The organism is Nostoc sp. UHCC 0252 (assembly GCF_034931145.1).
GTDB lineage: Bacteria > Cyanobacteriota > Cyanobacteriia > Cyanobacteriales > Nostocaceae > Nostoc.
On record NZ_JAYGHE010000028.1, the window covers coordinates 69,861 to 83,716 of the forward strand.

Below are 13,856 nucleotides of genomic sequence, written 5' to 3' on the forward strand. Positions count from 1 at the left end.
ATTATAAGTAATTTGCCGGACACGATATCAATTATTTAATTAAATAAAAAAATGCTGCTAAAAAAATAACTAGGATTAGCTTGTGCTAACCCTAGTCAGGCTTGGTTTATTCACTCAAAACTAATAATATGTAAGTAATAAAACTTACTTTATTTTTAGTTGGTTTTATCTAGATTACTTGAGCTTTGAAATAAAGGATCGCATTTGTTTTCTACGACGACACATAAGTTGCTGAGTGCTTGCTGATAATTGTCCATATCATCTTGCTCAAGAAACATTTTGGCAGATGCCTGTACATCTTCGATCGCTTTCGTTTGGTTGTTCTTAGATTCACTACCACCATATTGTGCTAGCTCATAACGAACCATACCTCGTTTGAGATACGCTTTTGCTAGTTTGGGGCTAATTGCTAATGCTTGGTTAAGATCGGCGATCGCTAGTTTATATTGTTGTTCATAATTGCTGCTATATTGGGCAATTTGATAATAAACAACGCCTCGCTGAAAGTAAGCTTCTGCTTTGGATATATTCAGCTTTATCGCCAGAGTAAAATCTGTTATGGCTTTTTTGTAATCTTGTTGAGATTCACCGCTATATTTAGCCATTTGGGTGCGGACAATCCCCCGTCTGATATGAGCTTCAACTTCATTCTTATCCAGATCGAGCGCCCGATTGTAGTCTGCGATCGCTAGGTGATACTCTGTATCAGGATCGTTGCTATATTCGCCAAGCATATAGCGGGCATTACCCCGATTCACCAAAGCTTTGATTTGATTGGGATTGATTCTGAGAGCTTGGCTATAATCTGCAACTGCTCCTTCGTAGTCTTTCAGGTTATAGCGGGCATTGCCACGATTTACAACTGCTCTAGCATGTGTAGGTTCTTGCTCAATTGCTTCGGTAAAACTGGCAATTGCTCTTTCATAGTCTCGGTCTTTGTAAGCAGTATAACCCTGTTGATAGTAATCAGCGAAGCTGAGTTTGTTAACTGTCTGACGAGACTTTAATGTTTGTTGAGTGTAAGCATTTTGGGAAACTAACGGCTGAGTAAATTTAATCATTACGTCCGCATATCCCAATAAACCAAAACCCAGTAAGCAACAAATAACCGGGTACAATTTTGACTTTTTGGAACGTTTATAAGATGAACCGCTTGGGGTCATTACTGGCTGCCAGTAATTAGCTAAGTGCGGTGACATACTTCGCTGTGGAAAATGCGGTGTTTGAGTGTAGCGCTTTTTCGCTTTGATTCGAGGTTGGAGATGTTCTCTAGCTTCTATAGCCCGATGTGATGGGAAGGGGTCGCGTCCGCCTAAGCGCACGGTACGTTCACACCACGGACAACTACGCATGTGGTTGTTGTAGCGATGCTGAGGATTTGTAGTACAGGTAATTAGGGAATCTTCAGCTTCCGCAATTGCTGAGAGCCAAGTCTGGGCGCTGGGGCGCAATTGTGGGTTGCTGTGACCCTCTTCAAAACAACGGACAAATAATTCTTGTAGGCTGGGATGAAGAATTTCCCAAGGGGGTGCAATGGGGGTAGGTAGGTAGGGTACGTACCGCTTTTGGCTGTAAGTAAAATGACCCGATGCAATACGGGCTTCGTAGGGCGGTGGTTCAATAGCGCCTTGAAAAATCCCCGAAAATGGGTGAGTGCCTTCCATTAAAAGTTGGAATACCAGCACTGCTAACCCAAATAAATCGTGAGAAATTTCGCGATCGTGTTGGGCAAAAGTTTTATTCTGTAGTTCTGGTGGCGTAAACTCTGGTTTCCCGACTGGGCAGCGATAAACAACATTGCTGTTGGGGTCGAGTACTTGGAAAGAGTCTGTATCTATCAAAGTCACCAGCGCAGTATCACTGACAAGGATATTTGACTCGTTCACATCACCTATACAATATCCACTAGCGTGCAAAGCTGCAAAAGCTGCCGCTAAGTTACGAGCCGTGCGGAGCAGGTACTGATAGTTGAATAGGGGACAGTGTTGGCGACGGGTTCTGGGGTTGTAAAAGTCGATGATTGGACGCATCCCCTCAATCCGTGGCATCAAAAAGCCCAGGATGGGATTTTTGCCATCTGCTGCCCGTAATAAATCCTCTGGCCAAGCGATAGAGATATGCCCCAAACTAGCCGTAGGGTTTTCTGGCGGGTTGGCAAGCATCGCCTGTAATTTATCAGCATGGGCTGTAGTTGGCTTGTGATAAATCTTTGCCACCAAGTTATTATCGGATGGCACTGCATAAACACAAGCTTCACCGCCACGCCCCAAGCTGACATTGAGGCTGAGGATTTCTTTTCTAGGGGAACAACGTAGTACCTGCATAATGAAATTACCGCTAACGGAAGTTATTTAAGATGTGAAACCTGTAAATCGATTGCTCATGAGTTGTTGAATGCAGCTATAATGAGTGTCAAATCATCATCAGTGCGTTGTGTAATTCGGTCTGAGCGTAAAAACTTTACTAGCTGCTCCTTTGCTTCTGTCTTATCTTCGGTACTGGCTACAAATTCAAATAACGGAAAAAAGAAAGGTTTGTGAGGTTCACCAACAACCATATTTAAAGCTAGCATTTGTAGTCCGTCGGTGATGATACCAACATTAACTATCTCTGTACGCCATAATCTGATCTGCGCTGTATCTAAGGCTGTAGGCGAAGTTAAAAATGTGGTTTCGTTAATGTATTCGCCGCTATCAGGTATAGTCAGTGCCACAAGGTTGCCCGTGCTATCTTTTGCCACTGCTAAACCATCGCCTATTTGCACTACAGCTACAACTTCTGGTGTGGCAACCATCATAATTAAGGTAGTTGCTAAATCTTGAAGTTGTTTGTCACAAGTAGCCGCTTCCGCCTCCACAGCTTTTTTGGCGGCTAATATGGCATCATTTAAGAGCGATCGCACGTAAGCATCATCACTCAAAATTGTTCGGGTGATTCCCTTGCTAGAAATGTTTTCTATTGCTGTCTCCACAGCAATCATCGCTCCCACTTTCCCCAGGCTAGCAGAACCCGCCCCATCTGCTGCGGCCGCCACTAAAACATTATCTGATAATATTTGCCAGTGATGAGCATCCTGACATAACTGCTTGTTTTTTAAGTGACTTGTACCACATACAGATGCAGCCACTATCCGCCATTGAGCAATCTGTTTTGATATATTCATAGATTTTTTTTCAACAGCTAGCTGCGTCAACATCAAGCTGTGATTTTTAATTAAACAGTCCCCCAACCAATCGGCGGTAGTGCCACCTGTTCGTCTACTTGCGAGTGAGAAACAGCTGACATACTAGTTGACAGCCAGACAAACATCTCGATAAAATTCAGTCCTTTGAGCTTCAAAGGTGTACGCACAGTTATTTGATTTAAACGCGTCATATTCGCATTTTCTACACCCACTGTAAAAAAAGCTACGCGCTTATTTGCTTCATCTCCCTGTAAGCGTTGAGATGCTTGCTCTACCACATTCTCTAACTCGCCTTGCGGTTCACCATCAGTAATCATGAATACCCAAGGACGATAGTAAGCAATCCCATTGGTGCGATACTGAGATTTTCGCTCTTGAATTATGTCCAAAGCTTTATGAATTCCAGCACCCATTGTAGTCAACCCCTGTGCTGTTAAAATTGGTGGATTGAATTGATCGGCAGTCACAAAGTCTTGTACTACATTGACATTACTATCAAAAGTGACGATCGCCACTTCTACCCGTCTAGCAGCTAAGGAATTTTTGACTAATTCATCCTTTAGACTGAGTAAACCTTGATTCAAAGCTTCAATGGGATCTCCTTGCATCGAGCCAGACGTGTCTAGTAAAAGTACACAAGGACAACGCGGTTCTGGGTTCTCAGCAAATTCTACGACTTCATCAAGTCTTAATGTATCGTGCATAACTTTTTGTGTTATGTTAAAGTTCAAAGCTTTATTTCCCTTTTGTCAGAGTATATAATTTCAATCGCCGATGCGACTACAGACAGAATATAGTACCTAGTGGTAGATGCTCTAATCTTTATTAAACAAATTATTTTCATGAAGTTCTCTATATATTTAAGAAGAACTTGAGTAGATTTTAGTTTAGCAAAAAATAGTTTATCAAAACTCAGCCTTACCTGTTGTAATGTATCTACCAAAAATTTATATCCATTAAACCTACAGTACAATAAATACGTAGACTTTCCTCTATAACTTTTTAAAGATTTTATGTAGAAGAATTCTTCCTTTACAGAAACATTATTAACCATAATTAAAATCGTTAACTCTAGAAGTATACCAGTGTAACTGCGTGAACGGGGGATCAAATTTTCCCCTTTAAATGAGTGGGCAGAAATAAACATCATTGTTAAAGTCTTAAAGAATATTCGTCAAGAGTTGGTAAAATCCAGCATTAACCAATATGTAATGATAATTTAGCTATGGTAAATGCTGATCTTTACTCATCCCCATTTATTTAGTTATTCTTTGAGAGAAGTTAAGTAAAAACTTACCAAATGTAACAAATAAGTTATAAAACTTATATTTTTTAAAATATATACATCCATTAAAAGGAATAACTTGTGTGTAGATAAATATTACAGATACTTCATCGCTGATATTTTCAATCTACAAATGTTCGGTTGTTGATTCCGCAAAAAAACTTGAAAAATATGAATAACTCAGGTGCATTCACCAAACTACGTCCTTTAAGTTTGTTAAGACAGTTATCCAATTGCTTTGATAGTACTTGTTTACAAGCATTAAGTAACTCAATTTGTTGGTCAATTTACTTAGAACAGGGCAAAATAACTTACGCAACCCATTCAGTAGAACCTTTTGATCGACTAGAACGCCATTTGCGCCGCCTCAGCCACCAAATTCCTCTGCTTACTAACGAGGTTCGTGTTCAAGTCCGTCTGATGTTTGAACCTGACTCCCATACTCAGTTAATCGAAGATGACAGCAACTCTAGAAACCACCCTCCTGAGTATCAGGCAATATCCTGGCTTGTTAGTCAGCAACATCTACATTCTACACAAGCAGCAGTACTGATTCAAGAATTAGTTAAAGAGGTGATTGAATCATTTTTGCTCATCAGAGAAGGTACTTATGAATTAACAGAACCTATCGATAGAATGCCAAGAATTTGTCGGCTAGATGTCGAAAAAATTCTAGAACGTTGCCAACTAAGGTTGCAAAATTGGCAGGCTTTTGTTCCACAAATTTCTTCTCCATATCAACGTCCATATCTGTTGATGAACAGCAAAATTGAGGAAAAAGATTTACCAAAACTTCAGCCAGATTTAACTGATTGGATGAAGGGTTTCAGCCTGTGTCATCTAGCGACAATTTTAAATCAAGATGAAATCCAACTAGCTCACACTTTATACCCTTACATACTTAAAGGCGCGATCGTTTTGCATGAACCCGATCCACCTTATGATAAATTACCAAAGATATTTGAAGAGCAATCGCCTTTGGCAAAATTGATTACAGAGAAAGTTGATATCAAGCAAGAGCTAAATACTACCGTCAACTCTTACCCAAATATTTTTGAGAAAAATATAGCTCCTGTTCCACAATTACCACGGATTTATGAACCTCCAAAAGAAAATTTTCAGGAACCAACAATATCAAATAACATAAATCCTGATTCTCAAAGAGTAACGGCTGCTACTGTCACGGCACAAAAAGTTCACAAAATTGTTTCTGTTGATGATAGCCCGACAATTCTTAAAGAAATTAGTTATTTCTTAGAAAATGAAAATTTTTCTGTAGTGACGATTAACGATCCAGTAAAAGCTGTTTTGTCAATTATAAGGCATAAACCAGATTTAATTCTGTTGGATTTAAACATGCTAGGAATTGATGGTTATGAGTTGTGCCGGATTATACGAAATAATTCAATATTTCAAAAGACTCCAATCATTTTTGTTACTGGGAGTAAAGGAATTGTAGATAAAGTAAAAGCGAAATTGGTCGGAGCATCGGGTTATCTAACTAAACCGTTTACTCGCGCCGAATTACTGAAAATAATATTCATGCATTTAACTTAGTTTATTTAACTATAGCGATTCCCAATTACGTGAGGTACAGATAATATTTTGAAACGCAAAGGGACGCGAAGTAAAGCGCAGAGGTACGCAGAGATTTGTACCTCAGCAGACTAGGAAACGCTATAAACCTTTTACTAAACAGTAATTACTAAATACACTCGAATCTCTTGTAAAGTGAGAAAGGTAATTCGTAATTAAAAGAGTCAGTACATGGCTACTAATTTAGAAATTGACGAAAACTTAATTAAGGAAGCTCTCGAACTTGGTGGTCATCCAACTAAGGATGCGGTTGTTGAAGAGGCATTACGAGAGTATGTGCAACGTCGAAAACAACTGAAAATTCTGGAGCTATTTGGCATGATTGAATATGACGATGATTATGACTACAAGCAACAGCGTCGGATACTTCAGTCTGGTCTTTAGCTCTCAGAGGATGTTTTAAAAGCCCTGGCGACTAGAAGTCGCGGCTACACAGACAAAACCCACCTCCGTGGGTTAAAAAAACCTGATTTTCCATGTTCAATTGTTTGTAGTAGGTTACTTCCTCGCACACATAAATCGTAGAAAATTCCAATATTTGGGATTGTTCAGATAAGATCAAAACACTTGTAGAGACGGCGATTTATCGCGTCTCGAAAACCCAAAATTTTTGCCAGTAGCCCTTAACTAAACCATATTGGATTAGGTGGAACAGAGTGATCTGCATTCACAAGCAGCTACATAATTTTTAATCTAGAAGTGTCGCGGCTTACTAGAAGCGATCGCACAAAATGTAAAAATAAAGTAAAAAAGCGATACTGTTGCGCCAGTCTAACGTAGTAGGATTGTTCAAGTAAAAGGGTACGCCTAGCAGGATGAGTAGCCATCGATCGCTTCTTGCACCCTAAAATAAGAACAAAAGACGATTCCTAAAACAAGCACACTCCATGCGTATTTCTCTAAATTGGCTGCGCGAACTAGTAGAGATAAAACTTAGTCCAGAAGAATTAGCCGAAACCTTGACAATGGCGGGGTTTGAGGTAGAAGATATTGAAGATCGCCGCACTTGGGCAAATGGCGTGGTTGTAGGGAAAGTGCTTGAGCGTCAACCCCACCCCAACGCTGATAAATTAAGTGTTTGCCAAGTCGATATCGGTGCAGGTGAAACTTTAAATATTGTCTGTGGCGCTGCCAATGTGAAGGCAAATATCTATGTGCCGGTAGCAACTACGGGTACTTACTTACCCAACATCGATTTAAAAATTAAACCTGCAAAACTCCGTGGTGTCCCTTCTCAGGGCATGATTTGTTCTTTAAAAGAACTCGGTTTGCCCACCGATGTAGACGGAATTCATATTTTTACCCAGGAAAATTTGCCATTGGGTAGTGATGTGCGGCCGTTGTTGGGTTTAGATGATGTAATTTTAGACTTAACGGCAACTGCTAATCGCGCTGATGCTCTGAGTATGGTAGGCGTAGCAAGGGAAGTTGCAGCTTTAACTGGTGGAAAGTTGAGTATTCCTGAACCTGGCGAAGTTTCTATTAGTAAAAGTTCGGGAAATTTAGCTTTAAAAATTGCCGATACCCAAGCTTGTCCTGCATACATCGGTACGGTAATTGAACAGGTGAAAATTGCTCCATCTCCCGAATGGTTGCAACAGCGTTTGCGGGCGGCTGGGGTACGTCCTATCAGTAATGTTGTGGATATTACTAACTACGTTTTATTGGAATGGGGACAACCATTACACGCCTTTGACTGCGATCGCTTAAAATCAGTTGCAAGTAGCGAAAATTTAACCATCGGTGTCCGCTTCGCCAATGCTGGAGAATCCCTCAAAACCCTAGATGGGCAAACTCGCACCCTCTCAACCCAAAATTTGTTAATTACCGCTAACGACAAACCTGTTGCATTGGCGGGAGTCATGGGTGGAGAAGAAACGGAAGTCCATGAAGGGACTCAAAGCCTAGTTTTAGAAGCAGCTTTATTTGATTCTGTGGCAATTCGCCGTTCTTCCCGCAGTGCAGGGTTAAGAAGTGAGGCTTCTGGCAGATATGAACGGGGAGTTAACAGTGCTGAGTTGGAAATAGCTAATCGTCGCGCTTTATCCTTAATTAGTGAATTGGCTAGTGGAATTCTTGTCCAGCAGGAAATTGCCGACACCCGCCCCGATCCTTCTACCTGGAGTCGTTCGATCGCACTGCGCTTAGATCGAGTTAATCAAATATTAGGGCCAATCGATTTAGGAGAAGACACAGGTGAACTTCAAGGACAAGATGTTGAACGCATCCTAACTGCATTAGGATGTAAGTTGACTTCTTCAGGTGAAGATAGCAATCAACCTACATGGTCAGTTTCCGTCCCACCCTATCGTTACCGCGACTTAGAGCGAGAAATCGATTTAATTGAAGAAATCGCCCGTCTCTATGGTTACAACAGATTCTGTGATACCTTACCAGAAAGAGCCGAAGGTGGTTATCTGTCTTTAGATGAGGAACTGATTCGCAAGTTACGAGCTTTCCTCCGGGCTGAAGGGTTGACAGAATTAATTCATTATTCTTTAGTCAAACCAGGAGAAGACAGACAGATAGTACTGTCAAACCCCTTATTTGCCGAATATTCAGCGCTACGAAACGATTTGTTATCTGGGTTGATTGATGCCTTTCAATACAATTTAGAACAGGGTAATGGGGCGCTGAACGGCTTTGAAATCGGAAAAATTTTCTGGCGAGAAGAAGACGGTTTGCAAGAAACAGAAGCCTTAGCTGGGATTATAGGAGGCGATCGCACCATTGGCAAATGGTCAAAAAGTGGACGCGAAGAACCCATCACTTGGTTTGAAGCCAAAGGCATTTTAGAAAGTGTATTTCGGCAACTTACCTTACAGGTAGAATTCCAACCCGATTGCCGAGATCATCGTTTACATCCAGGACGCACCGCTTCTTTGTGGATTCGGGGTAACAGACTGGGTATTTTTGGACAACTCCATCCCCAACTGCGGCGAGAAAAAGGTTTACCAGATTCCGTTTATGTTTTCCAGTTGGATTTAGATGTGCTTTTAGAATCTTTAGGACAAGATGAAGTTCTTGTGCCAATATTCCAGCCCTATTCTACCTATCCAGCTAGCGATCGCGACATCGCCTTTTTCGCACCCGTGAAAATCTCAGTTTCCGAAATTGAAAAAGTAATTACCAAAGCGGGTAAAGATTTGCTCGAATCTGTGGAATTATTTGATGAATATCGCGGCGAAAATGTCCCCGAAGGACAGAGGAGTTTAGCATTCCGCTTAATTTATCGAGCTAGCGATCGCACTCTTACTGAGGCTGAAGTTGAACCAGTCCACAATAAAGTCCGCGAAGCCTTGGTGGAAAAATTTGGCGTGAACTTGAGAAGTTAGGAGTAAATACGGGAAAAGGTTACAGGTTAAAGGTGACAGGGTACAGCAAAGAAAAACTATTCCCTGTAACCTTTACCCTGTAACCTATAAACTGAGATTTTAAATTTTTAATTGATTAACCATGCCTAAATATGTACTCTGGGGAACTTACTGCGAAGACGTTCTTGAAAAACGCGCCCCCCACCGTGAAGCTCATTTAGACGGATTAGCAAAACAAAAAGAATCTGGTGTGCTGATTACTATTGGCCCTACCAAAGATGTCACGAAAGTTTTTGGAATTTACGAAGCCGAAGACGAAGCCACTGTGCGCCAGTTGATCGAAAACGATCCCTACTGGAAAAATGGCATCTGGACTGAATATTCTGTCAAAGAATGGATTCAGGCTTTATAAATTGGGCATAGGGCATAGGGTATTGATTATAATTCTCCTTCCTATTCCCAATTCCCCATTCCCTATTCCCAATTCCCCATTCCCCATTCCCAATTTATGAAAATTTGGCAGGTTGATTTTTATCGTCGTCCTTCACAAGATGCATCGGGACAAATTTTATGGGAGTTGTTAATTTGTGATGCAACTCGCAGCTTTGAGTACGAAGCTACCTGTCTTCAGTCAGCAGCAAATTCGAGTTGGGTTGCAGATCAACTTGAGTTAGCGGCTAGTGAAAAATTGCCAGATGTGATTCAGGTGTTTCGTCCGCAGTCTCTAAGCTTAATTGAGGCGGCGGGACGCAATTTAAGCATAAATGTCGAACCTACCCGCCACACTTTGGCACTGAAGCAGTGGTTACAAGAAAAGCAATATCCCTCAACGCTGGATAAACCACCCCCAGTACCATTACCAGAGAACCTTTGGGGAGAACAATGGCGATTTGCGACTCTGGCTGCTAGTGATGTGGAAACCAGTTTTAGCGATCGCCCCATTCCCATTTTGCACATCCCAGAACATCTCAAACCCATCAATTTGGGTTTAGCGTCAACAGTGCCTGTCCCTGGTGTAGTAATTTATGGTGGACGGCAATCGATGCGCCTAGCACGCTGGTTACAGCAGGCCCGTCCCGTAGGCTTTAATTATATATCTGGCGCACCAGACGGCTTAATATTAGAAGCTGGCTTAGTAGATAGGTGGATTGTTGCCACTTTTGAAGATCCAGAAGTTACAACAGCAGCCCAAACATTTGAACAACGAAAAAAGCAAAGCCGAGGATTGCATTTTTTGTTAGTGCAACCAGATGATTCTGGGATGACTTATAGCGGCTTTTGGTTATTGCAGTCAGAAGATTATCCCTCTTCTGTCACTCTCCGGGAGGGCGATCGCTAGAAGTCTGATGAGGCAATCAATACAAGCTATACTATTAGAAAATAATATTAAACCGTTACCCCCCTTCCCAATTGGGCCGTAACCTTCTTTTTTAGCCGCAATATTGCCATAATCAAGAAAAGTGGTGTCTCCGACACACAGCACTACATCGTATTCTGCAACAGTTTCCGCCGTCATTTGGCAGTGCGGTTCTATCACCCTTGAAAATTCCACTTTTGGATTAGCAAAAACTCATAGGCTCTCTTGAGTACAGTTCCACTGCTGAAAATTTCCGACAGTGCTTTGCCAAATCCCAAACTTAGAGCATAACCTATCGACATTGCACGCTCATTCAATCGGCGGTAAGCGAAGCCATGCCGTCAGGCTTATCGCCTAGCTCACAAGTCGCAAAATTTTTCTCCCACCAGTCCAACATTGCTTGTCACCTTTAGCACCGAATTTTAATTACTGTACCGTATATGCGGCGCTGTTTTTTAAAGCCTTTGCCAGTAAGCATTTCAAGACTTAACGGGAAAAGTCAGATCCATTATAAACATCTTTCTTCACAGAAAAGTTGACAAAAGCTAAATATTGTGTATTTCCTATAGTAAGACCCGGAAGCATCACCAAGTCAGCAAATGGAAGAATGGATCACACAGGAACTAGAAAGAACCGAATTAGGTGACGCGAGAAGAACCAAACGGTTAATCAAAATATTTGCTTGTTCTCGTCGTCCTGGGTCAGATTTTCTAATTCGAGCCACTCAAAATCGCTGTCTGGCTGACAATGAGCAGCATTTATGGTCAACTTTGGAGTCTGTTGAGTCTGTTGGCACAATAACAGTGGAGGTGAAACGCTCTGCTACTCAACTGCCAAGAACAGCCACCTTGACGATTCGTCGTACCACAATTACCATTGCACCACCGCAAAATCGCCCCAAAACAGAACTTCTAGCTCCGGTGAGATTGCAGGCTATTTTAGTCACAGAAGTTGACCCACCACCAGAGATTGAGCCGATTACCTGGTTACTGCTGACTACCTTAGAGATTACCTGTCTGGAAGATGTTCAGCTGTATGTGCGATGGTATAGTTATCGCTGGTTGATTGAACGTTATCACTATGTTTTAAAAAGTGGCTGTGGCATTGAGAAATTACAACTCGAAACCGCCCACAGAATCGAGATGGCTTTGGCTACCTACAGCATCGTTGCTTGGCGTTTGCTGTGGCTAACTTACTTAGCTCGTTTCCAGCCTGATGCTAGTTGTGAACTAGTTTTAGCAACTCATGAGTGGCAAGTCCTCTGTACCACTATTCATCATCAACTTTATCCTCATACTACACCACCCACTCTTACTCAAGTGGTTAATTGGATTGCTCGACTCGGTGGGTTTTTTCGTCGCAAAAGCGATGGCTCTCCTGGCGTAAAAGTTCTCTGGCGTGGACCCTTGTCGATTACATGATCTGGTTGAAGGTTGGCTGCTTTCCCAGTCTTTCAATAGTTAATTATTTCTCTAAGTAAGTCGTCAGTTTGTCGGCGGTTTTTACTCTTCCATTTCCTATTTTTAGTTTTTTACACTGAGGTAGACGTGAGAAAATGATCCGAATTTGCGATTCTGTTCATTCTCATAGGCATTTTTTCCACTCACTGGTGATTTTTCCGTCTATCCTCCTCCACATAACTGCTTACTTTTGTCAAACTTCCTATTAAGAAAGATGTTTATAATGGATAGCTTCAAAAGGGGGGGTTAGGGGGGATCAAGAAATATTTGATACTTCTCAGACATCCTCTAAACCATGCCACTGCTTTCACTTGAAAAGAACTCTTTTCTTCGATATGCTCCCTTTCTTTGGAAGAAAGTCATAGTAGCTCACCTAAAAAAAGGAGAACCGAAATCTAAGTCCTCCCTTTTAAGGAATAGTTAGAAGTATATAAGATTATTTCATACATCAATAGTATACTTTTAAAACGCTTTTTCAGTCTTGTTAATTGCAATGAATTTGAAATTAACAATGTGGAAAAACCTTAACCTAAATTTGTACTAACTTTAACTCAATCTTTGCCTACGCTGTATCCCCTAGTAAGAAGATTGTGTAGCAACTGTAATAAAATACTGTATGTCCATCGGGTTTTAGAAGTATCACTACCATTAACCCAGAGCTTGAAGTCAAACTGGAGGTTCTTACAAGTTGCTGTTTACTGCATTAAGGATGGGAGATTTATGAAACTGCAATTGATCCAATTCCATATAACTCTGAGCCAAATTGACTGGAGCGTAGACCCATGAGAAGCATAGATGCTGCTTGCACAGCATAAACCATCTGTCTACGTCGACAGTATGAAATTTGGATATTTTCTGTGGAATTTTCTTCACTATTCTTGAGGAGTACAAATGCTTGAGGCTATCGCTGTTGCTTGGTTATTATTGTTTTTTGGTGATTTTCTATCTACATTTCTTTACCACTTACCCGAGCATGTTTTTGGTAGCCTTCATTTAAAAACGCACCACTCCTGGAAAAAAGACTTCCGCCACTACGCTATTTTGACTTTTAATCCCCAGGTTCTTTTAGATGGTATCTTAGGAGCTTTGCCTTATGTACTCATAGCAGTAGTCTTGTGGTCTTTCTCTCCCATTGGCGTTATTTCTGGACTACTGCTTGGTCAGTTTCATGTATGGTGGAGACACATAAGTGTACTAGGTTGGCAAACTCCAAAGCCTGTAAATATTTTATGCCAAATTTTATTTATTACTACTCCTGAGAGACACTGGTTACATCATCACAAAACTAATTTAGGTTTCGGTGATATTTTCACCTTCTTTGAACAACCGGCACAAATGTGGTTGCGCTGGCTTCGGTTACTCAGAATTCGTTTTCGCTACTCTCGGATTTAACTGAAGCTATCGCTGAACTCAATGCTTTTTGAAAGTACCAAAAAAAGCTGCGATCGCAGCTTTTTTGGTACGCTATTTATATTTTATTGAAAATATATAGGATTTACGCGCTGCACAAATTAATCATGGTATGCATTTACGAAAAATAGGTTGTTTCAAGCTTTTATTAATGGTTCTTCAGTACCTAGTATGCTAAATTAATAGTTAAAATGCCAGTTAAGTAAACTTCTAATTTTGAAATTATCAAAATTGCTAAAGCCAAAAGCAA

The 13,856-nt window shown here is 41.0% G+C and carries 12 protein-coding genes; 7 read left to right on the top strand and 5 right to left on the bottom strand.

Annotated features, from left to right (window positions below; translation table 11 throughout):
* Nucleotides 1-155 precede the first annotated feature (155 nt).
* From VB732_RS17215 to VB732_RS17225, 3 genes are read right to left on the bottom strand one after another with little or no spacing between them, the layout of a single operon-like run.
* The gene (locus VB732_RS17215) at nt 156-2,324 is read right to left on the bottom strand and encodes a tetratricopeptide repeat protein (protein ID WP_323232087.1); all 2,169 of its coding nucleotides are present in this window, start codon (nt 2,322-2,324) and stop codon (nt 156-158) included.
* Nucleotides 2,325-2,380: 56 nt separating this feature from the next.
* Nucleotides 2,381-3,163, bottom strand: coding sequence for a PP2C family serine/threonine-protein phosphatase (locus VB732_RS17220; protein WP_323232088.1), 783 nt, complete (start codon nt 3,161-3,163; stop codon nt 2,381-2,383).
* A gap of 50 nt (nt 3,164-3,213) precedes the next feature.
* Nucleotides 3,214-3,888 (bottom strand): vWA domain-containing protein, encoded by a 675-nt coding sequence (locus VB732_RS17225; protein WP_094329203.1) that lies wholly within the window; start codon nt 3,886-3,888, stop codon nt 3,214-3,216.
* Nucleotides 3,889-4,640: 752 nt separating this feature from the next.
* On the opposite strand from VB732_RS17225, the gene VB732_RS17230 reads away from it, so the two are divergent.
* Both VB732_RS17230 and VB732_RS17235 read left to right on the top strand, forming a co-directional pair.
* The gene (locus VB732_RS17230; protein WP_323232089.1) at nt 4,641-6,026 is read left to right on the top strand and encodes a response regulator; all 1,386 of its coding nucleotides are present in this window, start codon (nt 4,641-4,643) and stop codon (nt 6,024-6,026) included.
* Nucleotides 6,027-6,236: 210 nt separating this feature from the next.
* Nucleotides 6,237-6,449: a type II toxin-antitoxin system VapB family antitoxin gene (locus VB732_RS17235; RefSeq protein WP_323232090.1), complete on the top strand. Its 213-nt coding sequence runs from the start codon at nt 6,237-6,239 to the stop codon at nt 6,447-6,449.
* A 293-nt stretch (nt 6,450-6,742) separates the two neighbouring features.
* Here the strand turns inward: VB732_RS17235 and VB732_RS17240 are convergent, their stop codons facing one another.
* Complete coding sequence (locus VB732_RS17240) at nt 6,743-6,892, bottom strand: hypothetical protein (RefSeq protein ID WP_323232092.1); 150 nt, start codon at nt 6,890-6,892, stop codon at nt 6,743-6,745.
* Nucleotides 6,893-6,952: 60 nt separating this feature from the next.
* Here VB732_RS17240 and pheT point away from each other — a divergent pair, with 60 nt between their 5' ends.
* The 3 genes from pheT (at nt 6,953) to VB732_RS17255 (ending at nt 10,718) form a co-directional block, all read left to right on the top strand.
* Nucleotides 6,953-9,400, top strand: a complete 2,448-nt coding sequence (gene pheT, locus VB732_RS17245; RefSeq protein ID WP_323232093.1) for a phenylalanine--tRNA ligase subunit beta — start codon at nt 6,953-6,955, stop codon at nt 9,398-9,400.
* A 121-nt stretch (nt 9,401-9,521) separates the two neighbouring features.
* Nucleotides 9,522-9,791 carry a YciI family protein gene (locus VB732_RS17250; RefSeq protein ID WP_114082327.1) on the top strand — a complete coding sequence of 90 codons (270 nt, stop codon included), beginning with the start codon at nt 9,522-9,524 and terminating at the stop codon, nt 9,789-9,791.
* Nucleotides 9,792-9,887: 96 nt separating this feature from the next.
* Nucleotides 9,888-10,718: a Tab2/Atab2 family RNA-binding protein gene (locus VB732_RS17255; protein ID WP_323232095.1), complete on the top strand. Its 831-nt coding sequence runs from the start codon at nt 9,888-9,890 to the stop codon at nt 10,716-10,718.
* Here VB732_RS17255 and VB732_RS17260 read toward each other — a convergent pair.
* On the bottom strand, nt 10,671-10,916 hold the full coding sequence (locus tag VB732_RS17260) for a hypothetical protein (protein ID WP_323232096.1): 246 nt from the start codon (nt 10,914-10,916) through the stop codon (nt 10,671-10,673). The two genes, VB732_RS17255 and VB732_RS17260, sit on opposite strands and share 48 nt — an antisense overlap.
* Nucleotides 10,917-11,335: 419 nt before the next feature.
* Here VB732_RS17260 and VB732_RS17265 point away from each other — a divergent pair, with 419 nt between their 5' ends.
* Both VB732_RS17265 and VB732_RS17270 read left to right on the top strand, forming a co-directional pair.
* On the top strand, nt 11,336-12,157 hold the full coding sequence (locus VB732_RS17265) for an IS4 family transposase (protein ID WP_323232098.1): 822 nt from the start codon (nt 11,336-11,338) through the stop codon (nt 12,155-12,157).
* A gap of 930 nt (nt 12,158-13,087) precedes the next feature.
* Entirely contained in the window at nt 13,088-13,588 is a 501-nt protein-coding gene (locus tag VB732_RS17270; protein WP_323232099.1) for a fatty acid hydroxylase, read from the top strand.
* Nucleotides 13,589-13,856: the final 268 nt, after the last annotated feature.